The sequence below is a fragment of the Streptomyces sp. NPDC049837 genome, assembly GCF_040674455.1.
Lineage (GTDB): Bacteria > Actinomycetota > Actinomycetes > Streptomycetales > Streptomycetaceae > Streptomyces.
In genome coordinates this window covers 1-24391 of sequence record NZ_JBFAMP010000009.1, presented here as the reverse complement: position 1 = coordinate 24391, position 24391 = coordinate 1, and the positions used below count along the sequence as shown (strand labels likewise).

Sequence of the window (24391 nt, the reverse complement as noted above, 5' to 3'; positions counted from 1 at the left end):
TGACCACCGATCGTTGGTACCGAGGAGGCTGCCATGGAAGCCACGGAGGGCATGGACGGCACGGCCGGCACGGAGATCGACGTCATCGTCGTGGGCGCGGGCCCCACGGGACTGCTGCTCGCCGGCGACCTCGCCTCCGCCGGCCTCTCGGTCACGGTCGTCGAGCGCCGACCGCACGAGATCAGCAACATGACGCGCGCGTTCGGCGTGCACGCCCGCACCCTGGAGATGCTCGACGCCCGGGACCTGGCGGACGAGCTGGTGAAGACGGGCACCACGATCGACCAGATGCGGGCCTTCGGCAGGCTGTCGCTCGACCTGTCGCGCCTCCGTTCCCGCTTCCCCTTCGTGCTCATCACCCCGCAGTACGAGGTCGAGCGCCTGCTGGAGTGCCGCGCCGTCGCGGCGGGGGCCGACTTCCGGTACGGCACGGAGCTGCGCGCCCTGCGCCAGGACGCCGGCGCGGTGACGGCCGAGGTCACGGGAGCGGACGGGACGCGCGCCACGCTGCGCGCCCGCTATCTGGTGGGCGCCGACGGCCACCGCAGCGCCGTGCGCCGCGAGCTGGGCCTGCCCTTCCCCGGCCGCTCGGTCATCCGCTCCATCGTGCTCGCCGACGTCCGTCTCGCCGAGGAGCCCGGCGGTCTGGTCACGGTCAACGGCACCGGGGAGACGTTCGCCTTCATCGCGCCCTTCGGCGACGGCTGGTACCGGGTCATGGGCTGGAACCGCCACCGCCAGGTGCCGGACAGCGAGCCGGTCGACCTCGACGAGGTGCGCGAGATCACCCGCTCCGCACTCGGCACGGACTTCGGCATGCACGACGCCCGCTGGATCTCCCGCTTCCACAGCGACGAGCGCCAGGTCCCCGCCTACCGGACCGGCCGCGTCTTCCTCGCCGGCGACGCGGCGCACGTCCACTCCCCGGCGGGCGGCCAGGGGCTGAACACCGGCCTCCAGGACGCCGCGAACCTCTCCTGGAAGCTCGCCTGCGTCCTGCGCGGGGACGCCCCCGACCCCGAGGCCCTGCTCGACAGCTACCACGCCGAGCGGCACCCGGTCGGCACGATGGTGCTGCGCAGCAGCGGCGCCCTGGTACGCCTCGCCATGGCGCACAACCCCCTCCAGCGCACCGTCCGCGCGCTCGGCGCCGGCTTCCTGAACGCGGTCCGCCCGGCGGCCACCAGGGCGATGGGCATGATCACCGGCATCGGCATCGCGTACCGCGCCGGGCGCGGCGCCCACCCCCTGACGGGCCGGCGCGCCCCGGACGTCGCCCTCACCGAAGGGCGGCTGTACGAACTGCTCCGCAAGGGCGAGTTCGTCCTCATCGCCCCGCAGGGCGCCGCCTCCCGGACGCCCGGCGTCCCGGTGCCCGGGCGCGTCATACGGGCGAGCTGGGCGAACAGCGCCCGCCGCGACACCCTCCTGGTCCGCCCGGACGGCTACATCGCCTGGGCCACGGACTGAGCCGCGCGCGGGCCCGGGTCCGGGTCCCGCCTCGGGGCCCGCCCCGCGCCCGGGTCCTGTCCGCGGCCATGACCCCGGCCCCGCCCCGCGCCCGGGTGCCCCCATCACTCCAGGACGTGCCGCAGATACGCGCCCGGGTCGGCGAGGTAGCGGCGCCAGTGGTCGACGAGGGCCAGGTCGCGCCACGCCACCCGCCGCAGGCCGTGTTCGCCGACCTCGACGATGTCGGCGCCCGGCAGCGCGGTCAGCAGCGGGGAATGGGTGGCACAGATGACCTGGCCGCCCCCCTTCACCAACTGGTCCAGATGGCCGAGCAATTCGAGGCACGAGCTGAACGACAGCGCCGCCTCGGGCTCGTCCATCACGTACAGCCCGGGCTGGAGGAACTTGCCCCGGAACGCCGCGAGAAAGCCCTCACCATGACTGACCGAGTCCGGCGCGAATCCTTCCCGGTCCAGCGCGTCCAGTGCCGTCTCGGCCCGCAGGAAGAACCCCTTGCGGGCGGCCCGGCTCGCGAGCATGCGCCGCCCACGCGACGTGGCCGCCTCGAACCGCACCCGCTCCCCCAGCACCGACTTGCCGCGCTGAGTGGCGTACCGCCAGTCGTGCGAACCGCCCCAGGAGTCGAGCCCGAAGCCCTCCGCCAGGGCCTCGACCAGCGTCGACTTGCCCGAGCCGTTCTCCCCGACCAGAAAGGTCACGGGCGCGTTGAACCGCAGCCCCTGCTCCATCAGTTGCCGGACACACGGCACCGACCAGGGCCACTCGCCCCCGTCGTAGGAGGCCGCATGGGCGTACGCACGTTCGACGATCACGCCCCGAGTCTCACCGCCACCCCTGTCCCGGGGCAAGCCGCGCAGGCCGCGCACCCGCCTCAGAAGACGTACGGGTCACCCGTCGCGAGGACCAGCACGCGGTGGTCGTTGTCGGCCGGGTTCCGGTCGGTCGCGCCGCCGTTCCAGGCGGTGGCCACCCGTACCGTCAGCTCCTGCGGCGCCCCGGCCGTCCGCACGCTCAGCCCCGTCTCGCGCCGCGTGCCGTCCGCCCGCAGCGGCCCGGTGGAGCACAGCACCTCCCGGTCGCCGCCCCACACGCAGCCGTCCGGCAGGTCGTGCCCGGCGGCGAGCGGGACCGAGAAGGCCAGCCGCACGGTGGTGTCGTCGAGCGCCGACGGCCCACGGTTCTCACTGAGCAGCACGACATCCAGCCGCCCCTCCCAGAAGGAGACGTGACCGTGGTGCGCCACATCCGCCTCCGGACCCACGACACCCGGGCCGACGACACCCGGGCCCACGTCACCGGCGGCACCGCCGCCCGCTCCCACCACCGCCGCCAGGGCGACGGACATCACCAGCAGAGCCCTGCGCATCGCAACCATGTCCCGAACATACCTATATGACCGGTTCCCATACGCCTCCCCCGCCGCTCGGACGCGATCTTCGTGGCGACCTATGCTGACCGCGTATCGACCGTTCGATCACCCGCGCGAGGAGTACCCGTCATGACCGCCGCCGCCACCCCCGTCGCCGTCGTCACCGGAGCGAGCAGCGGCATCGGCGCCGCCACGGCACGGCAGCTCGCCGCGGCCGGCCACCATGTCGTCCTCACCGCCCGCCGCAAGGACCGCGTCGAGGCGCTGGCCGCCGAGCTCACCGCCGCCGGCCACCGGGCCACGGCGTACGCCCTCGACGTGACCGACCGCCCGGCCGTCGACGCCTTCGCCGCGAGCCTGGAGCGCTGCGACGTACTCGTCAACAACGCGGGCGGCGCCCTCGGCGCCGACCCCGTCGCCACCGGCGACCCCGACGACTGGCGGCAGATGTACGAGGTCAATGTGATCGGCACACTCCACATGACCCAGGCCCTGCTCCCCGCGCTCACCGCCGGCGGCGCCGGCACGGTCGTCGTGGTCAGCTCCACCGCCGGCCACGCCACCTACGAGGGCGGTGCGGGCTACGTCGCCGCCAAGAACGGCGCCCGCGTCCTCGCCGAGACCCTCCGCCTGGAAATCGTCGGCACCCCGGTCCGCGTGATCGAGATCGCCCCCGGCATGGTCAAGACCGACGAGTTCGCCACCACCCGCTTCCGCGGCGACACCGAGAAGGCGGCCAAGGTCTACGCGGGCGTCCCCGACCCCCTCAGCGCCGACGACGTCGCCGACACCATCACCTGGGCGGTCACCCGCCCCGCCCACGTCAACATCGACCTCCTGGTCGTCCGCCCCCGCGCCCAGGCCTCCAACACCAAGGTCCATCGCGAGCAGTGACGCGAGGCGGGGACGGCCGAGAAGGGCGTCGTGCTGGCGACTCCATGCCAGGCCCCTGCGGGTAGACCTTCGCGGCCGGACGTCGATCTGACGAAGGCTCGTGGCCTGACCGGCGTCGTTGCACGCCCGTCAGGTGCGGCCAATGAGCGGCTTCAGACGAAAGAGCCCCGGGCAGGCCCGGGGCTCTTTCGTCGGTCAGGTGGACGCGTGCCGGACTCAGCCCTTCACGCACACCACCTGCTTCAGCTTCGCCACGACCTCCACCAAGTCGCGCTGCTGGTCGATGACCTTCTCGATCGGCTTGTACGCGCCCGGGATCTCGTCCACGACACCGGAGTCCTTGCGGCACTCCACGCCCCGCGTCTGGTCCTCCAGGTCCCGCGTCGAGAACCGCCGCTTGGCGGCGCTGCGGCTCATCTTCCGGCCCGCGCCGTGCGACGCCGAGTTGAAGGACGCCTCGTTGCCGAGGCCCTTCACGATGTACGAGCCGGTGCCCATCGAGCCCGGGATGATCCCGAATTCGCCGGAGCCCGCCCGGATCGCGCCCTTCCGGGTGACCAGCAGGTCCATGCCGTCGTACCGCTCCTCCGCCACGTAGTTGTGGTGGCAGGAGATGACCCGGTCGAAGGTGACCTTCGCCTTCTTGAACTCCTTGCGGACGACGTCCTGGAACAGCCCCATCATGATCGCGCGGTTGTGCTTGGCGTACTCCTGCGCCCAGAAGAGGTCGTTCCGGTACGCCGCCATCTGCGGGGTGTCCGCGACGAAGACAGCGAGGTCCCGGTCGACCAGCCCCTGGTTGTGCGGAAGCTTCTGCGCCTCGCCGATGTGGTACTCGGCGAGCTCCTTGCCGATGTTCCGGGAACCGGAGTGCAGCATCAGCCAGACCGATCCCGACTCGTCGAGACAGAACTCGATGAAGTGGTTACCGCCCCCGAGCGTCCCCATCTGCTTCACGGCCCGCTCGCGACGGAACTTGACCGAGTCCGCCACCCCGTCGAACCGCGCCCAGAAGTCGTCCCAGCCCGCCGTCGGGAAGCCGTGCAGCCGGCCGGGGTCGACCATGTCGTCGTGCATACCGCGCCCGACCGGGATGGCCTGCTCGATCTTCGAGCGCAGCCGAGACAGGTCACCGGGCAGGTCGTTCGCCGTCAGCGACGTCTTCACCGCCGACATGCCGCAGCCGATGTCCACCCCGACCGCCGCCGGGCAGACCGCCCCGCGCATCGCGATCACCGAGCCGACCGTCGCGCCCTTGCCGTAGTGCACGTCCGGCATCACGGCCAGGCCCTTGATCCAGGGCAGGGTGGCGACGTTCTGGAGCTGCCGCATCGCGCCGCCCTCCACCGTCGAGGGATCGGTCCACATCCGGATCGGGACCTTCGCCCCGGGCACCTCTACATACGACATAGTTCCTCAATCCCCCCGAAAAGTCTGAAAGCGCAAAAACCGGCTCCAAGATCCGTATAAGCGACAACGGACCGGCATCGACGGCAGCGCGTGCGATACACATTGTGTCCATCGACCGGCGACGAGCGGCAACCCGTTTTCCCCGCACCGTCCGTACCGCCGGCCCACCGGCCGTACCGTCGGCCGTACCGACCGGCACCAGAGCGAAAGGAGCCCGGGACCGTGCAGCGAAGGGCGTACGTACCCGGTGTGGCCGCACTCCTCGCGGCGCTCACCGTCGGCGTCACCGGCCTCACCGGGTGCAGCGCCGGCTCCGGCCCGGACGGCACCACCACCGACTCCAAGGCGGGCGGCCCCGCCGACACCGCCGGCCGGCCCGGCAAGTACCGCACGCTCCTCGAACCGTGCGGCTCCGTCCAGCGCTCCACCCTCAAGGACCTCCTCCCCGGCGCCGCCCAACTGCCCGAGGAGCAGCGCGAGCGGGTCTACCGCGGCACCGCCGCCGTCACCTACGACACCGACCGCCGTGCCGGGTGTAGCTGGAAGACCGACGGCCCGGACGCCTCGCACCAGCTCACCCTCGACTTCGAGCGCGTCGTCTCCTACGACCCGGCCGTCAGCGACGACGACCGCGCCCAGCAGGTCTACGCCGAGAAGGAGGCCGCCGCCGGCCTCCCCGCCGCGCAGGCCGCCGCCCCCGGCGAGGACAAGGCGCAGCAGGCCCCGCCCGCCACGGGTCCCACCACCGGCGCCCCCACGCCCAAGGCGAAGACCACCCCCACGCCCACCCCCTCCGGGAGCCCCGCCACCCCCGAGGGCCTGGAACCGCGCGTACTGGCCGACCTCGGCGACGCGGCGTTCCTGGACGATGTGCTGACCCGCGCCGGTTCCACCGCCCAGAGCCGCACCGTGAGCGTGGTGTTCCGCACATCGAACGTCATCGTGACCATCCGGTACGGCGAGCAGCCCGCCCGCGTCACCGACGTGCCCGACAGCAAGGAACTCCAGGAAAAGGCCCAGGGTCTGGCCCGGAACCTCGCCGAGAAGTTCGAGGAGTAGCCACCCCGGGCGACGACGGATGCGTCCCCGGCGAGGACGGGCCACGCCACCGCGGACGTCCCGAGTCGGGCTACCGTGTCGGAACCGTAGACCGTAGGACCGTAGGACCGCCGGACCGTACGACAAGCGACTGAAGGAACCATGCACCGATCAGCCCCGCGACTCACCCGCATACTCGCCTGCGCAGCCGTACCGGTGATGCTCGTCGTCGCCGGCTGCTCGTCGGACTCCGACAGCAAGGGCGGCACGAGCGACGCGAACGCGCAGTCGCCGTCCGCCGCCTCCTCGCCGCAGACCGCCGTGAAGCCCAAGCCGAGCGTCGCGCCCGCGAAGTACGCGGAGCTGCCCGACGCCTGCAAGGCGATCACCGGCAAGACGATCGAGGACCTCGTGCCGGAGGTGAAGAACGAGAAGGGCACGCCCGGCAAGTCCTCCGACACGGCCAGCCGTGGAAGCTGCGCCTGGAACGGCCTGGACGACAACGGCGTCAAGGGCTCCCAGTACCGCTGGCTCGACATCTCGCTGCTGCGCTACGACTCCGACCCGTCGCTCGGCAGCGGTGAGCAGCGCGCCCAGGCGAACTACACCAAGGAGGTCGCCAAGGTGAAGGCGACCGAGGGCGCCACCGGCGTGAAGACCTCGCCCGCGGCGGGCGTCGGCAATGAGGCGACGGCCATCAGCTACGGCCTGAAGAAGACCGACGAGGACTTCAAGTACGCGGCGATCGTGACCCGTACGGAGAACGTGCTCATCACCGTCTCCTACAACGGCGCCGGTTACGCGGGCGCCAAGACCCCGACCCCGTCGGACCTGATGGAGGACGCGGTCAAGGCCTCCAAGGAGGCGGTGGCCGCGGTCGCCGCGGCCAACAAGTAACCCACCGGCAAGCCCCGTGCGGAGCCCGGACCTCCCCCGAGGTCCGGGCTCCGCACGCGTGTGCCAGGCTTTGCCCGCTCGGATTCATCGACGGGAGGGGATCGCGGGTGGCCGCGATGCAACTGACACGGACGCACCGAATACTCATCGGCATCGTCATCATGGGTGCCGTGATCATCGCCGGCATCGGTTTCGCCGGCTCGTACGCGGCGGTGCGCGAACTCGCCGAGAAGAAGGGCTTCGGCGACTTCTCGCTCGTCTTCCCCATCGGCATCGACGCCGGTATCTGTGTCCTGCTTGCCCTCGACCTGCTGCTGACCTGGCTGCGCATCCCCTTCCCCCTGCTGCGCCAGACCGCGTGGCTGCTGACCGCCGCGACGATCGCCTTCAACGGCGCGGCCTCCTGGCCCGACCCGCTCGGCGTCGGCATGCACGCCGTGATCCCGGTCCTGTTCGTCGTCGCGGTGGAGGCGGCGCGGCACGCGATCGGCCGGATCGCCGACATCACGGCCGACAAGCACATGGAGGGCGTCCGCCTCACCCGGTGGCTGCTGTCACCCGTGCCGACCTTCCGGCTCTGGCGCCGGATGAAGCTGTGGGAGCTGCGCTCCTACGAGCAGGTCATCAAGCTCGAACAGGACCGGCTGATCTACCAGGCCCGCCTCCAGGCCCGCTTCGGCCGCGCCTGGCGCCGCAAGGCCCCCGTGGAGGCGCTGATGCCGCTGCGGCTGGCCAAGTACGGCGTCCCGCTCGCCGAGACGGCCCCGGCGGGCCTCGCGGCGGCGGGCATCGAGCCGGTGCTGCTGCCCCCGAACCCGGTCCAGCTCGAAAAGGCGACGCCGGAGCTCCCGCAGGCGCAGGCCCTCGACCACCCCCACCCGGACCCGGATCCGGAGCCTGCCCCGGCCCCCGAACCGGCACCGGAACCCGCCCCCCACCCCGAGCCCGAACCGGCACCGGAGCCCGCCCCCGAGCCCGCCCCCCGGCTCCCCGGCAACCACGAGAGCCCCTGGTTCGACGCCCCCCAACTACCGCAGGACGCCTACGAGCGCGCCTACGCCCCCACCTACGTCGAGGGACTGGAGCCCACCCCGGTCCGCGTCCCCCCGGGCCCCGACGCCGCCCAGGAGCCGCTGCCCGCCGAGCTCTCCGACCCGGACGCCGAGGAGTTCAGCCGCCTCGCCTACCCCGTCTTCAAGCAGTACGTCGACGAGAACAACGACTGGCCCAGCGTGGACGTCCTCGATATCCACCTCGCCGACGGCCACGGCATCCGCCACCCCCTCAGCGCGGTCCTGCTGCGCCGCCTGCTGCCCGAGTTCAAAAACCACTACCAGGCGGAACTCGCCGCCGAGCACATCGCCTGACCCGCCCGGCCGCTCACCGCTTCGCCCGGATCTTCGCCGTCTCGCCGTACACGGCCAGGCCCGCGCCCAGCACCGCGATCACGGCGTACCCGGCCGTCGGGATCTCCCACCACTTGTGCAGCAGGCCCCAGGGCCCGTCCCCGAAGGTCCGTCCGGCGACGCCCAGCGCGCCCTGGATGCCGGTGACCCAACCGATGATTGCCACGATCTCTTTCATGGCTCCACGGTCCCGTGCCCCGCGCCCGGAATCGTCCTGCCCCGGACCGAGACCCGGGTCATCCGAAGGATGCAGAAACGCCGAAGGGCCCTCACCCGCAGGTGAGAGCCCTCCGGAAGCGCCGAGCGGCCAAGCGGCCGAGCGGCCCGGCGGCTACGCGCCGAGCAGCTTGCGCACCCGGTCCGCGCCCACGGCCAGGAGCAGCGTGGGCAGTCGCGGCCCGGTGTCCCGGCCGACCAGGAGCTGGTACAGCAGGGCGAAGAAGGTGCGCTGGGCGACCTTCAGCTCCGGCGTCGGCTTGGCCTCCGGGTCGAGGCCGGCCATCACCTTCGGCACGCCGTAGACGAGCGTGGTGAGCCCGTCCAGCGACCAGTGGCTGTCCAGGCCCTCCAGCAACAGGCGCAGCGACTCGCGCCCCTCCTCGTCCAGCGAGCCGAGCAGCTCGGTGTCGGGCTCGGAGCGGACGATGGTGCGCTGCTCGGCCGGGACCTGGGTGGAGATCCAGCTCTCCGCGCGGTCCAGCCGCGGGCGTACCTCGTCCAGCGAGGTGAGCGGCCGCGCCGGGTCCAGCTCGCTCAGGATGCGCAGCGTCTGCTCGTCGTGCCCGGCGGTGATGTCGACGACCGAGGCGAGCGTGCGGTACGGCAGCGGGCGCGGCGTGCGCGGCAGCTCACCGGCCGCCGTGCGCACCGCGCGGGAGTGGGCGGCGGCGTCGGCCGGCAGCACGCTGCCGTCGGCGACCTTGGCCTCCAGCTTGTCCCACTCGTCGTACAGCCGCTGGATCTCCTGGTCGAAGGCGATCTTGAAGGCCTGGTTGGGCTTGCGGCGCGCGTACAGCCAGCGCAGCAGCGGCGCCTCCATGATCTGCAGCGCGTCGGCCGGGGTCGGCACGCCGCCCTTCGAGGACGACATCTTCGCCATGCCCGAGATGCCGACGAACGCGTACATGGGGCCGATCGGCTGGACGCCGTCGAACACCTCGCGCACGATCTGTCCGCCCACCACGAACGACGACCCCGGCGAGGAGTGGTCGACACCGCTGGGCTCGAAGATCACGCCCTCGTACGCCCAGCGCATCGGCCAGTCGACCTTCCAGACCAGCTTGCCGCGGTTGAACTCGCTCAGCTTCACCGTCTCGGCGAAGCCGCAGGCGCAGGTGTAGGCCAGCTCCGTCGACTCGTCGTCGTACGAGGTGACGGTGGTCAGGTCCTTGCCGCACTGCCCGCAGTACGGCTTGTACGGGAAGTAGCCGCCGGTGCCGCCGGAGCCGTCGTCCTCGCTGGCCGCGCCGGAGCCCTCCTCGGCGACGAGCTCGGCCTCGTCGACCGGCTTCTGCTGCTGCTTCTTCGGCTTGCCGGTCGCCTTGTCCTTCGTGCGGTACCGGTCGAGGATCGCGTCGATCGTCGCCCGGTGCCGCATCGCGTGCAGGATCTGCTCGCGGTACGCGCCCGACGTGTACTGCTCGGTCTGGCTGATGCCGTCGTACTCGACGCCCAGCTCGGCGAGCGACTCGATCATCCCGGCCTTGAAGTGCTCCGCCCAGTTCGGGTACGCGGAGCCGGCGGGGGCCGGGACGGAGGTCAGCGGCTTGCCGATGTGCTCCTGCCAGGAGTCGTCGACGCCCGGGATGCCCACCGGCACCTTGCGGTACCGGTCGTAGTCGTCCCAGGAGATCAGGTGACGGACCTCGTACCCCCGCCGCCGGATCTCGTCGGCCACCAGGTGCGGGGTCATGACCTCGCGGAGGTTGCCCAGGTGGATGGGGCCCGACGGCGACAGACCGGAGGCGACCACGACCGGTTTCCCAGGCGCACGTCGCTCCGATTCGGCGATGACCTCGTCCGCGAAACGGGAGACCCAGTCGGTCTCGGTGCTGCTCTGAGCCACGATCGGCACGTCCTTGATTCCTCGGTCTTCTCGAAGGCTGGCGTAAGACATTCTCCCAGACGGAACAACGTCCCCCGAGGTTGTCCACAGGCCGGGCAAAGCCACGACAAAGAGCTTGCGGACCCATGGGACACTTGACAACCGGAATAGGCATTCACCACCACGACAGGAACGGAAGCTCATGGCCTCGGTCCCTTCTCTCGCTTCGACCGTGCAGCAGCGCCTCGCGGACGCCCTGACGGCAGCCCTGCCGGAGGCCGGTTCCGCCGACCCGCTGCTGCGACGAAGCGACCGGGCCGACTTCCAGGCCAACGGCATCCTGGCCCTCGCCAAGAAGCTCAAGGGCAACCCGCGCGAGCTGGCGACCAAGGTCGTCGAGGCCATTCCCGCCAATGACGTCCTCAAGGACATCGAGGTCTCCGGCCCCGGCTTCCTCAACATCACCATCACCGACAAGGCGATCACCGAGACCCTCGCCGCCCGCGCCGCCGACGACCGCCTCGGCGTCCCGTACGCGGACAAGGCCGGCACCACGGTGATCGACTACGCCCAGCCGAACGTGGCGAAGGAGATGCACGTCGGGCACCTCCGCTCCGCCGTCATCGGCGACGCCATGGTCAAGATCATGGAGTTCGCGGGCGAGAAGGTGATCCGCCGCCACCACATCGGCGACTGGGGCACCCAGTTCGGCATGCTCATCCAGTACCTGATCGAGCACCCGCACGAGCTGGACCACAAGGACTCGGCCACCTCCGGCGAAGAGGCGATGTCCAACCTCAACCGCCTCTACAAGGCCGCCCGCGCCCACTTCGACTCCGACGAGGAGTTCAAGGCCCGCTCGCGCGACCGCGTGGTGGCCCTCCAGTCCGGTGACGAGGAGACCCTCGCCCTGTGGCAGCGGTTCGTCGACGAGTCGAAGATCTACTTCTACTCGGTCTTCAACAAGCTGGACATGGAGATCAACGACCCGGACGTCGTCGGCGAGTCCGGCTACAACGACATGCTCGACGAGACGTGCCGCCTGCTGGAGGAGTCCGGCGTCGCGGTCCGCTCCGAGGGCGCCCTGTGCGTGTTCTTCGACGACGTCAAGGGCCCGGACGGCAACCCGGTCCCGCTGATCGTCAAGAAGTCCAACGGCGGCTACGGCTACGCGGCCACCGACCTGTCCGCCATCCGCGACCGCGTGCAGAACCTGGGTGCGGACACCCTGGTGTACGTGGTGGACGCCCGCCAGTCGCTGCACTTCAAGATGGTGTTCGAGACCGCCCGCCGCGCGGGCTGGCTGAACGAGCGGGTCCACGCCGTCCAGCTCGCCTTCGGCACGGTCCTGGGCAAGGACGGCAAGCCGTTCAAGACCCGTGAGGGCGAGACGGTCCGGCTGGTCGACCTGCTGGACGAGGCGATCGACCGGGCGACCGCGGTGGTACGCGAGAAGGCCGAGACCCTGCCGGAGGACGAGCGCCTGTCCGAGGACGAGATCGCCGAGCGGGGCGCCCAGGTCGGCATCGGCGCGATCAAGTACGCCGACCTGTCGACGTCCGCGTCGCGGGACTACAAGTTCGACCTGGACCAGATGGTGTCGCTCAACGGTGACACGTCCGTCTACCTCCAGTACGCGTACGCGCGAATCCGGTCGATCATGCGGAAGGCCGGCGACGCCCGTCCGGCCGCGCACCCGGAGCTGGAGCTGGCCCCGGCCGAGCGCGCCCTGGGACTGCACCTGGACCAGTTCGGCGAGACGCTCGCGGAGGTCGCGGCCTCCTACGAGCCGCACAAGCTGGCCGCGTACCTGTACCAGCTGGCGTCGCTGCTGACGGCGTTCTACGACAAGTGCCCGGTCCTCAAGGCCGACACCCCCGAGCAGGTCGAGAACCGCCTGTTCCTGTGCGACCTGACGGCCCGCACCCTCCACCAGGGCATGGCGCTCCTCGGCATCCGCACCCCCGAGCGCCTCTGACACACCTCACCCACCCGCGAGAGGGGGCGTGCCGGCCACGGCACGCCCCCTCCGGCGTTACGCCTCTCGGAGACCCGCTCCGACGGAACTGAGCCACCTATGACCCGCCTGCGCCCATGCGCCCCCCGTTGCGCCCGCCGCCGGGGGTGCGGGCCGGGACACGATGCCTGCGCCACCCCCGGCCGCAGGAGGAACACATGCACGGCATGGCCAGCTTCGACGACATCTACGACCGCCCCGACCCGCGCGCCTACTTCACCCGGCTGGCGCCGCTGTCGTACGAGATCCCCCACCACGCCCGGGCCGTCTTCCGGCGGACCGTCACCGAACGCGCCGACCCCGGCCTCACCGTGCTCGACCTGTGCTGCTCGTACGGCATCAACGCCGCCCTGCTCAACCACGACCTGACCCTCGCCGACCTGTACGCCCACTACACGAGCCCCGGGGCCGCGCGGCTGACGACCGCCGAACTCATCGAGCGGGACAAGGACTTCTACGCCGCCAGGCGCCGGCCCGACGCCGTCCGCGTCCTGGGCCTCGACATCGCCCACCACGCCCTCGACTACGCCCGCGCGGTCGGCCTGCTCGACGGCGTCCACTCCGACAACCTCGAAGAGCACGTGCCCGGGCCCGCCCTGGCCGCCGCCATGGGCGACGTCGGCCTCATCACCCTCACCGGCGGGGCCAGTTTCCTCAGCCGCCGCACCTTCGCCGCGCTGCTCGAATGCGCACGGCGCCCGGTGTGGGTGAGCGCCTTCGTGATCCGCACGGTGCCGTACGCGCCGATCGCCTCGTGCCTGGCGGGCTTCGGCCTCACCACCCGCGCGGACCCCGACCGCACCTACCCGCAACGCCTGTTCACGGGCCCCGAGGAACGGCGCGCCGCCATCCACGCCGTACGGCTCGCGGGCCTGGACCCCACGGGCCGGGAGGCGGACGGCCGCTACCACACCACCCTGTACGAATCGCGGCCCTGAGCCATTGTCAGTGGCGGCGCCTATGGTCGTTCCATGGTCATCAACCCGAACGCGCTGGGCCTGGACCTCCCGCCCGGCACCATGCGCGTCCAGCCGTCGCTCTGGTACGCGGACGAGCCCGCCACGCCCGACACGTGGGCCCGTCTCCTGCCCGCCCGGGAAGCCGCCGGGATGCAGCCCGTGCTGCTCACCGAGACCCAGTACCTCCACCCGAGCCAGGTGGCCGACCCCGACGACCACGACCCCGCGGCGACCCTGGCCGCCCTGTGGGACGAGCTGGCCCAGGAGGAGGACGAGGGCACCCTCGCGCCCTTCTCCCGCACCTGGCCCGGCCTCGCCCCCGCCACCGCCGCCCCCGCCGACGGCAGGACCGCCCCGGACGACACCGCCCCCGACGACACCGCGGCCCGCCTGACGGCCGAACTGGCGGGCGACGACGAGTGGTTGAAGGGAGCCCGCGGCGCCCTGGTCCCGGCCCGCCGGAGCGCCGACATCCCGGCCGTCCTAGGCTGGGGCGGCGCCACGAACCACACCGACGCCGTTCAGCTCTCCACGATCCTCCGCTCCTGGGAGGACCGCTTCGGCATACGGGTCGTGGGCCTGGGCCCCGACCTCCTCACCGTCTCCGTGGCTGCGCCGCCCCGCACCACCGCCGACGCCCTCGCCGTGGCCGCCGAGCACTACGCGTTCTGCCCCGACAACGTCTGGGACGGCTACGACACCATCCGCGCCTACGCCGCCGAGGAGGTGCTCGACCGCCACGAGTGGACGTTCTGGTGGGATTAAATCCGGCGCAGCCGCTGGGCGGCCTCGGTCGCCCAGTAGGTGAGGATCATCTGCGCGCCCGCCCGCTTGATGCCCGTGAGGGACTCCAGGATCGCCTTGTCCCGCTCGATCCAGCCCTTCTCGGCGGCGGCCTCGATCATCGCGTACTCGCCGCTGATCTGGTACGCCGCGACCGGCACGTCCACAGCGTCCGCGACCTTCGCCAGCACGTCCAGGTACGGTCCGGCCGGCTTGACCATCACCATGTCGGCGCCCTCCTCCAGGTCGAGCGCCAGCTCGCGCATCGACTCACGGACGTTGGCCGCGTCCTGCTGGTACGTCTTGCGGTCACCCTGCAGCGACGACCCGACCGCCTCGCGGAAAGGCCCGTAGAACGCCGACGCGTACTTCACCGTGTAGGCGAGGATCCCCACGTCCTCCTTGCCGATGGTGTCCAGGGCATCCCGGACCACCCCGATCTGCCCGTCCATCATCCCGCTTGGCCCCACCACATGGACGCCCGCGTCGGCCTGGACCTGCGCCATCTCGGCGTACCGCTCCAGGGTCGCGTCGTTGTCCACCCGCCCCTCGGCGTCCAGCACGCCGCAGTGCCCGTGGTCGGTGTACTCGTCCAGGCACAGGTCGGACATGACCACGAGATCGTCGCCGACCTCGGCCCGCACGTCCCGGATGGCCACCTGGAGGATGCCGTCCGGGTCGGTGCCCGCCGTCCCGGCCGCGTCCTTCTTCGCGTCCTCCGGCACACCGAAGAGCATGATCCCGGAGACCCCGGCCTCGACCGCCTCCACGGCGGCCTTCCGCAGCGTGTCCCGCGTGTGCTGCACGACCCCGGGCATCGCCCCGATCGGCACCGGCTCGCTCACCCCCTCGCGTACGAACGCGGGCAGGATCAGGTCGGCCGGGTGGAGCCGCGTCTCCGCGACCATCCGCCGCATCACGGGAGTCGTCCGCAGCCGCCGCGGCCGCGAACCGGGGAAGGATCCGTACGAAGTCATACGCCCACGCTACGCCCGCGCCGCCCCTGCTCTTGCCGACAGCCCGCCGGATACGGGGCCCGGCCGGTGCAACGCGAACGGCCGGGCACGCCCCCCGTGGGGAGCGCGCCCGGCCGTACCGGAAGCACCGGAGAGCCACCCCGCAGGCGGGCCCTCCGAGCCGTTACGTCGTCCGCCGCCGCCGCGCCCCCGGGCGCCGCTCGCTCGGCCGCGTGACCGGGTCACCGGCCTCCAGCGCGGCGGCCCGGCGCCGCAGCCCGAACTCGGCCAGGGCCTCGGCCAGCTTGTGCACGGACGGCTCCGGCGACAGCACGTCCACCCGCAGCCCGTGCTCCTCCGCCGTCTTCGCGGTCGCCGGCCCGATGCAGGCGATCACGGTCACGTTGTGCGGCTTGCCGGCGATGCCGACCAGGTTCCGCACGGTGGACGAGGACGTGAAGAGCACCGCGTCGAAACCGCCGCCCTTGATGGCCTCCCGCGTCTCGGCCGGCGGCGGCGAGGCGCGCACGGTCCGGTAGGCGGTCACGTCGTCGACCTCCCACCCGAGCTCGATGAGGCCCGCCACCAGCGTCTCCGTCGCGATGTCGGCGCGCGGCAGGAAGACGCGGTCGATCGGGTCGAAGACCGGGTCGTAGGGCGGCCAGTCCTCCAGCAGCCCCGCCGCCGACTGCTCGCCGCTCGGCACGAGGTCAGGCTTCACACCGAACTCCACCAGCGCCTTCGCCGTCTGCTCGCCCACCGCCGCGACCTTGATCCCGGCGAAGGCGCGGGCGTCGAGCCCGTACTCCTCGAACTTCTCCCGCACCGCCTTCACGGCGTTCACCGAGGTGAAGGCGATCCACTCGTAGCGTCCCGTGACGAGCCCCTTGACCGCGCGCTCCATCTGCTGCGGGGTACGCGGCGGCTCGACCGCGATGGTCGGCACCTCGCTGGGCACGGCACCGTACGACCGGAGCTGGTCGGAGAGCGACGCTGCCTGCTCCTTGGTGCGCGGTACGAGGACCTTCCAGCCGAACAGCGGCTTGGACTCGAACCACGCGAGCTGGTCGCGCTGGGCGGCGGCGCTGCGCTCACCGACCACGGCTATGACGGCCTGGTGGCCGTCGGGCGACGGCAGCACCTTCGCCTGCTTCAGCACCTGGGCGATCGAGCCCAGCGTCGCGGTCCAGGTCCGCTGCCGGGTCGTCGTCCCGGCCACCGTCACGGTCAGCGGGGTGTCGGGCTTACGGCCCGCCGACACCAGCTCACCCGCCGCCGCGGCCACGGAGTCCAGGGTCGTGGACACGACGACCGTCCCGTCCGACGCGCCCACCTCCGTCCAGCACCGCTCGCTCGCGGTCCGCGCGTCCACGAAGCGCACATCGGCGCCCTCCGCGTCCCGCAGCGGCACACCCGCGTACGCGGGCACGCCCACGGCCGCGGCGACACCGGGCACGACCTCGAAGGGGATGCCCTCGGCGGCGCACGCGAGCATCTCGGCGCCCGCGTTGCCGTCGAGCCCCGGGTCGCCGCTCACCGCACGGACGACCCGCTTGCCGCCCCTCGCGGCCTCCATGACAAGATTGGTCGCATCCCTCAACACAGGGACCCCGGCGGTCATTGACGCATCGTCAACAACCGTCAGCTCAGGCGTGCTCACGCCCGCCCGCGCATGGCCGCGTACGACCTCGAGCACATCCGGCTCGGCGATCAGTACGTCAGCGCCCGCCAGCGCCTCGACGGCGCGCAGTGTCAGCAGTCCCGGATCACCGGGTCCGGCGCCCAGGAAGGTGACGTGCCCGCACGCGGAGTACGCGGAGGAAGCCTTGGATGCAGTGGTGGGGCTCAAAGTGCTCGCTCCCCCATAAGACCGGCCGCACCCTTGGCGAGCATCTCGGACGCGAGCTCGCGACCGAGCGCGACAGCGTCGCCGTGCGACATGGGTACGGGACCGGTGGTGGACAACTGCACCAGCGTGGAGCCGTCGGTCGTGCCGACGACGCCCCGCAGGCGCATCTCATGAACAACCTGCCCATCGGCCAGCAGGTCGGCCAGGGCACCCACGGGTGCGCTGCAACCGGCCTCCAGGGCGGCGAGCAGGGACCGCTCGGCGGTCACGGCGGCCCGGGTGTACGGGTCGTCGAGCTCCGCGAGCGCGGCGGCGAGGTCGGTGTTGGCCGCCGTGCACTCGATCGCCAGCGCGCCCTGACCGGGCGCGGGCAGAACCGTGTCGACCGACAGGAAGTCGGTGACCTCGTCACTACGCCCGATCCGGTTGAGACCGGCCGCGGCGAGTACCACCGCGTCCAGCTCACCGTTCCGCACGTAGCCGATGCGCGTGTCGACATTCCCCCGAATGGCCACGCACTCGATCTCCATGCCGTGGCTGCGCGCGTACGCGTTGAGCTGCGCCATGCGCCGCGGCGAACCGGTGCCCACGCGGGACCCGGCCGGAAGCTCCTCGAACCGCAGCCCGTCCCGGGCGACCAGCACGTCGCGCGGGTCCTCGCGCAGCGGGATCGCCGCGAGCACCAGGTCGTCGGGCTGCGCCGTCGGCAGGTCCTTCAGCGAGTGCACCGCGAAGTCCACCTCGCCCGCGAGCAGCGCGTCACGCAGCGCCGTGACGAAGACGCCGGTGCCGCCGATCTGCGCGAGGTTCTCGCGGGAGGTGTCGCCGTACGTGGTGATCTCCACGAGCTCCACGGGGCGCCCGGTGAGCTGCCGCACCGCCTCCGCGACATGCCCGGACTGGGCCATGGCGAGCTTGCTGCGCCTGGTCCCGAGCCTCAATGCCCTCTCGGTCATACTCGCCCTCTATTCGGGTCGTTCATGTCGGCCCGGCTGACGGAGGCGACCGTCTCCGGGTCGAGGTCGAAGAGTGTGCGCAGCGCGTCCGCGTACCCCGCGCCGCCGGGCTCGCTGGCGAGCTGCTTGACCCGCACCGTCGGCGCGTGGAGGAGCTTGTCCACCACGCGGCGCACGGTCTGGGTGATCTCGGCGCGCTGCTTGTCGTCGAGTCCGGGCAGCCGGCCCTCCAGCCGGGCCATCTCGCCCGCGACGACGTCGGCGGCCATGGTGCGCAGCGCGACGACGGTCGGGGTGATGTGCGCGGCGCGCTGGGCGGCGCCGAAGGCGGCCACCTCGTCGGCGACGATGCCGCGCACCTGGTCCACGTCGGCGGCCATCGGCGCGTCGGCGGAGGCCTCGGCGAGCGACTCGATGTCGACGAGCCGCACGTCGGCCAGCCGGTGCACGGCGGCGTCGATGTCGCGGGGCATGGCGAGGTCGAGCAGCGCGAGCGGGGCGGTACGGCCGGCCATCGCCTTCTCGACGGCGACGCCCGTCAGTACCAGGCCCGTGGCGCCCGTGCAGGAGACGACCACGTCGGCACGTGTCAGTTCGTCGCCCACGGAGCCCATGGCCACGGCTCGCGCGACCACGCCCGTGCCCCCGGGCTCGGTGAGGATCTGTACGAGCCGCTCGGCGCGCTCCACCGTGCGGTTGGCGACGACGATCTCGCCGACCCCGGCCCGCGCGAGCGTGGCGGCGGCCAGCGAGGACATGGAACCCGCGCCGATGACGAGGGCCCGCTTGCCCTCGGCCCAGCCGGCGACGTCCGTGCCCGCCGCCAGTTGCTCCAGCCCGAAGGTGACGAGCGACTGACCGGCCCGGTCGATGCCGGTCTCGCTGTGGGCCCGCTTGCCGACCCGCAGCGCCTGCTGGAACAGGTCGTTCAGCAGCCGTCCCGCGGTGTGCAGCTCCTGGCCGCGCGCGAGGGCGTCCTTGATCTGGCCGAGGATCTGCCCCTCGCCGACGACCATGGAGTCCAGCCCGCACGCCACCGAGAACAGGTGGTGGACGGCCCGGTCCTCGTAGTGCACGTAGAGGTACGGGGTGAGCTCCTCCAGCCCGACCCCGCTGTGCTGGGCGAGCAGCGTGGACAGCTCGGCGACGCCCGCGTGGAACTTGTCCACGTCGGCGTACAGCTCGATGCGGTTGCAGGTGGCCAGGACGGCGGCCTCGGCGGCCGGTTCGGCGGCGAGGGTGTCCTGGAGCAGCTTGTTCTGCGTGTCGGGGTCGAGGGAGGCCCGCTCCAGCACGCTCACGGGGGCGCTGCGGTGGCTGAGGCCGACGACGAGGAGGCTCATGCCGGCATCACGGCGGGCATGTCCCCGTCAGGTCCCTTACGCTCCTCGGCCGGCGTGCCGGCGGCGCCCCGCACGACGGGCGGCAGAACGGCCTCGCCGCCCGCCTCCTCGCCGGCCTTGCGCTGCTCGTGGAAGGCGAGGATCTGGAGCTCGATGGAGAGGTCGACCTTGCGCACGTCCACCCCGTCGGGGACGGACAGCACGGTCGGCGCGAAGTTCAGGATGGAGGTCACGCCGGCCGCGACGAGCCGGTCGCAGACCTGCTGCGCGGCGCCGGCGGGCGTGGCGATGACGCCGATGGAGACGCCGTTCTCGTCGACGATCTTCTCCAGGTCGTCGATGTACTGGACCGGGATGCCGGCGACCGGCTTGCCGACCATCGCGGGGTCCGCGTCGATCAGGGCGGCCACGCGGAAGCCACGGGAGGCGAACCCGCCGTAGTTGGCGAGGGCGGCGCCGAGGTTACCGATACCGACCATGACGATCGGCCAGTCCTGGGTCAGCCCCAGCTCGCGCGAGATCTGGTAGACGAGGTACTCGACGTCGTACCCGACGCCACGGGTGCCGTACGAGCCGAGGTACGAGAAGTCCTTGCGCAGCTTCGCGGAATTGACCCCCGCCGCCGCCGCGAGCTCCTCGGAGGAGACCGTGGGTACGGAGCGCTCCGACAGTGCGGTGAGCGCCCGCAGATACAGCGGAAGCCTGGCGACGGTGGCCTCGGGGATTCCTCGGCTGCGGGTCGCCGGTCGGTGTGTTCGGCCAGTTGCCACGGTGCTCCTGCGGGATGAGCGGGGCTGTAGGCGGCCGTACGTCCCAGGACCGCCCCGTTGACAGCAGGCTATGTCTTTGTGAACGCGTGCACAAAGATGGTGTCCATTTTGTCCGGGCAAAGTGACCGGGGTCACGCGATTTGTTCGCGCCATCCCGGAACCAAGGTGAACCTCAGTCCGTTCACGAGCCGAAGGGGGCAAAGCGGTACACACTCCTCATGACCTCGCCCCCGAACCGCAACAAAACGCACACGATGGTAACCGTCTTTCCCGGTCACCCCTCCCGGCTCACGCCCGGCCGCTCACGCCTCCAGGGCGCGCCGCAGCCGCCCGGCGTCGACCTTCCAGAACGTGTGCTGCTCCCCGTCCACCAGGACAACCGGAATCTGCTCCCAGTAGGCCCGGTGCAGTTCCTCATCCTGGAGGATGTCCTTCTCCTCCCACAACGCGCCCGTCTCGGCGCACACCTGCCGGATGACCTCCCGCGCGTCGTCGCACAGGTGGCACCCCGGCTTCCCGATGAGGGTCACCGTGCGCGGGCCGGCCTTCTTCTTCGTACGTCCGAACATGCCCCTATTCTCCGCCCGCGTAATGCCGGCGCCGCACAGAGTTCACGCCATGGCATCCCCACAAGTCGGGAAGTACCGAACACAGTGGCTATGCTCACGACATGGCCGCACTGGGATGGCTCACTCCTCATAGGCGTTTCGCCACCGCGCGCAGCGTGCTGGCGGGCGAAGCGTCGGCCGAGGCCGCCCGCAAGACCTCGCAGCCGGCGCCCGAACCCCAGTTCCCCGTTCCCGGCGACGAGCAGGCCGCCGCCTTCTTCGACCTCGACAACACGGTGATGCAGGGCGCGGCGATCTTCCACTTCGGCCGCGGGCTGTACAAGCGGAAGTTCTTCCAGCGCCGCGAGCTGGCCCGGTTCGCCTGGCAGCAGGCGTGGTTCCGGCTCGCCGGTGTCGAGGACCCCGAGCACATGCAGGACGCCCGCGACAGCGCCCTGTCCATCGTCAAGGGGCACCGCGTCTCCGAGCTGATGACCATCGGCGAGGAGATCTACGACGAGTACATGGCCGACCGCATCTGGCCCGGCACCCGCGCCCTGGCCCAGGCCCACCTCGACGCCGGCCAGCGGGTCTGGCTGGTCACCGCCGCGCCCGTCGAGACGGCGACCATCATCGCCCGCCGCCTGGGCCTGACCGGCGCCCTCGGCACGGTCGCCGAGTCGGTGGACGGCGTCTACACCGGCAAGCTCGTCGGCGAGCCCCTGCACGGCCCGGCCAAGGCGGAGGCGGTCCGCGCGCTGGCCGCCGCCGAGGGCCTGGACCTGTCGCGCTGCGCGGCGTACAGCGACAGCCACAACGACATCCCCATGCTGTCCCTGGTGGGGCACCCGTACGCCATCAACCCGGACACCAAGCTGCGCAAGTACGCGCGCGAGCGCGACTGGCGGCTGCGCGACTACCGCACGGGCCGCAAGGCCGCCAAGGTAGGCATCCCGGCAGCCGCGGGCGTCGGCGCCCTGGCCGGCGGCACGGCCGCCGCCGTCGCCCTCCACCGCCGCCGCCGCTGAGCCCGCCCGCCTGCCCGCGGCCAATCCGGGCTTCTTACCCCCCTGTGACCCCCGCCAGTCGCCCCGCGCGCACTCGGCCACAAGAGATCCCGCACTCAAGCAGATGTGGAAGTAATCCGATCAATTACTGGTCACGAAGTGCGACTTGATCAGCCGCGTAGACGTAACAGAAGCGACTGAATCGATGATTTGAGCAACTCGGTGTAGCGCTCCCTGCACTAAGCGTTATTCTCCTCAGACGCATACGGGACCCCCTCGCGTCGCTACGACGGGTGAAAGGTTCCGTACTGCACGTGATGGAAGCTCTGCCTCTGGGAGTCCCGTGTACCCACACGTCGGGGTTGACGCCTCGGGCCTGGCTACGCTCCGCGCGACGGTCCTCGACCATCTGCGCGGCTTCGTCCCCACCGCGTACGCCGTCCCGGCCTTCGCCTCACCGGCACTCGCCGGTCCTTGCTATGCCCTCGCCGACGGCGGTGCCGCCGTCGGGAGACGCGGCGGCCGGGGCGGTTCGGGCACCTCGACCACCGCCCGACGGCCCACCGCCGACAGCGACAGCGCGCGCATGATGGAGCTGGTCGAGCGCGCCCAGGCCGGCGAGGCCGAGGCCTTCGGCCGCCTGTACGACCAGTACAGCGACACCGTCTACCGCTACATCTACTACCGCGTCGGCGGGAAGGCGACGGCCGAGGACCTGACCAGCGAGACGTTCCTGCGCGCCCTGCGCCGCATCTCCACGTTCACGTGGCAGGGGCGCGATTTCGGTGCCTGGCTGGTCACCATCGCTCGCAACCTGGTCGCCGACCATTTCAAATCGAGCCGTTTCCGCCTGGAAGTGACCACGGGCGAAATGCTCGACGCCAACGAGGTCGAGCGCAGCCCGGAGGACTCGGTCCTGGAGTCCCTCTCCAACGCGGCCCTCCTGGAGGCCGTCCGCAAGCTCAACCCGCAGCAGCAGGAGTGCGTGACCCTGCGCTTCCTCCAGGGCCTGTCCGTCGCGGAGACCGCTCGCGTCATGGGCAAGAACGAAGGAGCGATCAAGACCCTCCAGTACCGGGCGGTCCGCACCCTGGCCCGCCTGCTGCCCGAAGACGCGCGCTGACCGTCCGTACCCCCCAACTCACCCTCCGTTTATGCCTCGATGACGCGCTGGTCCGATCATCTTTCGTGCGTAACCCAAGTGCCGAGACGCTCGTTGTGCGGGATGCAGGCTCCCTGTGGTCACACCGCGACCCCAGTCACTCACTCGTTCGTGTGGATTGGCTCAAGGTGTGCAACCTTCCGGACCCCCCGGGGAGTCGACCGTCATGACGAGAGGAGGTGCCGCCAGTGATCGCGAACGTATCGGCGCACCGGCGGGCGAACGCCTTCGCCCAGGCCCTGGAAGAGCAGGCGGCCGAGCAGCCCGAGGCATCGGTCGAACCGACCGAACAGGGTCGGCTGTTGGCCCTGGCGAGCGGTCTCGGCGAGTTGCCGAAGCCGGAGTTGGACCCCGACGTGAAGGTGGTGCAGCGAGCACAGCTCGTCGCCGCCATGGAGGCGCTGTTTTTGGAGGGCACAGCCGCCGAAGGCAGCGCATCGGCGGGCCCTACGGTGCCGGAGCAGCGGGCGGCGTCCGGGCGGGGAGCCCACCGGGCCTCCGCGCTCCGGAAGTTGCGTCCCCGCTCCCGCTGGTCGAAGGGGCTCGCCGCCGGCGGGCTCACGGTCGGGGTGGCGGCGGGCGCGTTCAGCGGGGTGGCCGCTGCCAGTTCCGACGCCCTCCCGGGTGACTCGCTCTACGGGCTGAAGCGCGGGATGGAAGACCTCAAGCTCGGTATGGCGGACGACGACGCCGACCGGGGCGAGATCTACCTCGACCAGGCCTCCACCCGGCTCGGCGAGGCCCGCCGCCTGATGGAGCGCGACCGTACCGGCGTGCTGGACCACGAGTCCCTGGGCGAGATCCGGCGCGCGCTCAACGGCATGCAGCACGACGCGGCGGAAGGCCACCGGCTGCTCCGCCTGGCGTACGAGCGGGACGGCACCATCGCCCCGATGGCCACGCTGAACTCGTTCGCCCGCAGCCACCGGGACGCCTGGATCGGCCTGCGCGACCGGCTGCCCGTCCAGCTCACGGACGTACGGGACCAGGTGAGCGACGTCTTCGCCGCCATAGACGAAGAGGTCGGACCGCTCCAGTCCAAGCTGCCGCAGCCCCCGGAGCGGAGCGACGGCCGGGGATCCGGCCGGCCGGGCGCCACCGAGGACTCCTCGGGTTCCGGACCGTCCCACCGTTCCCCGTCCGCCCCGGAGTCCCGGCCCTCGGGTAGCAGCAGCAAGCCCGGCCCCTCCGGCTCCGGCCCGGCGAAGGACGACGGTCTGCTCGGCGGCAACACGGGCGGGCTGCTCGAACCGGACCCGGCGACGCCCACACCGCCCTCCGGCGGCGGCGCCCAGCCCACTCCCCCGCCCGCCCCGGACGTCACGATCCCGCCGCTGATCCCGGGCATCATCGGAGGTCTGGGCATCGACGAGGAGGACGCGAGGTAGCTGTGGTGGGGGGGGGCGCCCCCGGGGGGGGCCCCCCCCCCCCCCCCAAAAAAAAAAAAAAAAAACCCCCCCCCCCACAAAAATTTTTTTAAGTGGTTGGTTTGTATTTTAAATAAAATGGA

Annotated in this window: 22 protein-coding genes; 11 read left to right on the top strand and 11 right to left on the bottom strand. The window is 71.6% G+C overall.

The genetic code is table 11. From position 1 onward, the window contains the following. Positions 1–33: 33 nt before the first annotated feature. On the top strand, positions 34–1470 hold the full coding sequence (locus AB0J57_RS23645; protein WP_366130291.1) for an FAD-dependent monooxygenase: 1437 nt from the start codon (positions 34–36) through the stop codon (positions 1468–1470). Positions 1471–1574: 104 nt separating this feature from the next. Here the strand turns inward: AB0J57_RS23645 and AB0J57_RS23640 are convergent, their stop codons facing one another. After that, the gene (locus AB0J57_RS23640) at positions 1575–2285 is read right to left on the bottom strand and encodes an AAA family ATPase (protein WP_366130290.1); all 711 of its coding nucleotides are present in this window, start codon (positions 2283–2285) and stop codon (positions 1575–1577) included. A 59-nt stretch (positions 2286–2344) separates the two neighbouring features. Next, positions 2345–2848: a hypothetical protein gene (locus AB0J57_RS23635; RefSeq protein WP_366130289.1), complete on the bottom strand. Its 504-nt coding sequence runs from the start codon at positions 2846–2848 to the stop codon at positions 2345–2347. 123 nt (positions 2849–2971) lie between these two features. Between AB0J57_RS23635 and AB0J57_RS23630 the strand changes: the two genes are divergently transcribed. Further along, positions 2972–3736 carry an SDR family NAD(P)-dependent oxidoreductase gene (locus tag AB0J57_RS23630; RefSeq protein WP_366130288.1) on the top strand — a complete coding sequence of 255 codons (765 nt, stop codon included), beginning with the start codon at positions 2972–2974 and terminating at the stop codon, positions 3734–3736. 216 nt (positions 3737–3952) lie between these two features. On the opposite strand, the gene AB0J57_RS23625 is transcribed toward AB0J57_RS23630, so the two are convergent. After that, the gene (locus AB0J57_RS23625; RefSeq protein WP_366130287.1) at positions 3953–5146 is read right to left on the bottom strand and encodes an RtcB family protein; all 1194 of its coding nucleotides are present in this window, start codon (positions 5144–5146) and stop codon (positions 3953–3955) included. A gap of 222 nt (positions 5147–5368) precedes the next feature. Between AB0J57_RS23625 and AB0J57_RS23620 the strand changes: the two genes are divergently transcribed. The 3 genes from AB0J57_RS23620 (at position 5369) to AB0J57_RS23610 (ending at position 8448) form a co-directional block, all read left to right on the top strand. Beyond that, positions 5369–6205 carry a DUF3558 domain-containing protein gene (locus AB0J57_RS23620; RefSeq protein WP_366130286.1) on the top strand — a complete coding sequence of 279 codons (837 nt, stop codon included), beginning with the start codon at positions 5369–5371 and terminating at the stop codon, positions 6203–6205. A 141-nt stretch (positions 6206–6346) separates the two neighbouring features. After that, positions 6347–7081, top strand: a complete 735-nt coding sequence (locus tag AB0J57_RS23615) for a DUF3558 family protein (RefSeq protein ID WP_366130285.1) — start codon at positions 6347–6349, stop codon at positions 7079–7081. 116 nt (positions 7082–7197) lie between these two features. After that, the gene (locus AB0J57_RS23610) at positions 7198–8448 is read left to right on the top strand and encodes a DUF2637 domain-containing protein (RefSeq protein ID WP_366130284.1); all 1251 of its coding nucleotides are present in this window, start codon (positions 7198–7200) and stop codon (positions 8446–8448) included. Positions 8449–8461: 13 nt separating this feature from the next. On the opposite strand, the gene AB0J57_RS23605 is transcribed toward AB0J57_RS23610, so the two are convergent. Both AB0J57_RS23605 and lysS read right to left on the bottom strand, forming a co-directional pair. Next, positions 8462–8665, bottom strand: coding sequence for a hypothetical protein (locus AB0J57_RS23605; RefSeq protein ID WP_366130283.1), 204 nt, complete (start codon positions 8663–8665; stop codon positions 8462–8464). A 153-nt stretch (positions 8666–8818) separates the two neighbouring features. After that, the gene (gene lysS / locus AB0J57_RS23600) at positions 8819–10561 is read right to left on the bottom strand and encodes a lysine--tRNA ligase (protein ID WP_366130282.1); all 1743 of its coding nucleotides are present in this window, start codon (positions 10559–10561) and stop codon (positions 8819–8821) included. A gap of 172 nt (positions 10562–10733) precedes the next feature. Here lysS and argS point away from each other — a divergent pair, with 172 nt between their 5' ends. From argS to AB0J57_RS23585, 3 genes are all read left to right on the top strand, one after another. Beyond that, positions 10734–12509 (top strand): arginine--tRNA ligase, encoded by a 1776-nt coding sequence (gene argS / locus AB0J57_RS23595; RefSeq protein WP_366130281.1) that lies wholly within the window; start codon positions 10734–10736, stop codon positions 12507–12509. 197 nt (positions 12510–12706) lie between these two features. Continuing rightward, positions 12707–13486, top strand: a complete 780-nt coding sequence (locus AB0J57_RS23590) for a hypothetical protein (protein WP_366130280.1) — start codon at positions 12707–12709, stop codon at positions 13484–13486. Between the two features lie 33 nt (positions 13487–13519). After that, the gene (locus AB0J57_RS23585) at positions 13520–14272 is read left to right on the top strand and encodes a DUF4253 domain-containing protein (RefSeq protein ID WP_366130279.1); all 753 of its coding nucleotides are present in this window, start codon (positions 13520–13522) and stop codon (positions 14270–14272) included. Here AB0J57_RS23585 and hemB read toward each other — a convergent pair. The 6 genes from hemB to AB0J57_RS23555 form a co-directional block, all read right to left on the bottom strand. Beyond that, positions 14269–15267, bottom strand: coding sequence for a porphobilinogen synthase (gene hemB, locus AB0J57_RS23580; protein ID WP_366130278.1), 999 nt, complete (start codon positions 15265–15267; stop codon positions 14269–14271). The two genes, AB0J57_RS23585 and hemB, sit on opposite strands and share 4 nt — an antisense overlap. Positions 15268–15430: 163 nt before the next feature. Beyond that, complete coding sequence (locus tag AB0J57_RS23575; protein WP_366130277.1) at positions 15431–17095, bottom strand: bifunctional uroporphyrinogen-III C-methyltransferase/uroporphyrinogen-III synthase; 1665 nt, start codon at positions 17093–17095, stop codon at positions 15431–15433. Next, positions 17092–18051 carry a hydroxymethylbilane synthase gene (gene hemC, locus AB0J57_RS23570; RefSeq protein ID WP_366130276.1) on the bottom strand — a complete coding sequence of 320 codons (960 nt, stop codon included), beginning with the start codon at positions 18049–18051 and terminating at the stop codon, positions 17092–17094. The genes AB0J57_RS23575 and hemC overlap by 4 nt, the downstream gene beginning before the upstream one ends. Then, a complete protein-coding gene (locus AB0J57_RS23565; protein WP_366130275.1) occupies positions 18048–19394 on the bottom strand; it encodes a glutamyl-tRNA reductase in 1347 nt (448 codons plus the stop codon). The genes hemC and AB0J57_RS23565 overlap by 4 nt, the downstream gene beginning before the upstream one ends. Further along, the gene (locus tag AB0J57_RS23560; RefSeq protein ID WP_366130274.1) at positions 19391–20164 is read right to left on the bottom strand and encodes a redox-sensing transcriptional repressor Rex; all 774 of its coding nucleotides are present in this window, start codon (positions 20162–20164) and stop codon (positions 19391–19393) included. Before AB0J57_RS23560 ends, AB0J57_RS23565 begins: the two co-directional genes overlap by 4 nt. 302 nt (positions 20165–20466) lie before the next feature. Beyond that, positions 20467–20733 carry a glutaredoxin family protein gene (locus tag AB0J57_RS23555; RefSeq protein WP_366130272.1) on the bottom strand — a complete coding sequence of 89 codons (267 nt, stop codon included), beginning with the start codon at positions 20731–20733 and terminating at the stop codon, positions 20467–20469. 101 nt (positions 20734–20834) lie between these two features. Here AB0J57_RS23555 and AB0J57_RS23550 point away from each other — a divergent pair, with 101 nt between their 5' ends. The 3 genes from AB0J57_RS23550 (at position 20835) to AB0J57_RS23540 (ending at position 24269) form a co-directional block, all read left to right on the top strand. Beyond that, positions 20835–21740 (top strand): HAD-IB family hydrolase, encoded by a 906-nt coding sequence (locus AB0J57_RS23550; RefSeq protein ID WP_366130271.1) that lies wholly within the window; start codon positions 20835–20837, stop codon positions 21738–21740. Between the two features lie 322 nt (positions 21741–22062). Further along, positions 22063–22842, top strand: coding sequence for an ECF subfamily RNA polymerase sigma factor, BldN family (locus AB0J57_RS23545; RefSeq protein WP_126888986.1), 780 nt, complete (start codon positions 22063–22065; stop codon positions 22840–22842). Between the two features lie 227 nt (positions 22843–23069). Further along, a complete protein-coding gene (locus tag AB0J57_RS23540) occupies positions 23070–24269 on the top strand; it encodes a DUF5667 domain-containing protein (RefSeq protein ID WP_366130270.1) in 1200 nt (399 codons plus the stop codon). Positions 24270–24391: the final 122 nt, after the last annotated feature.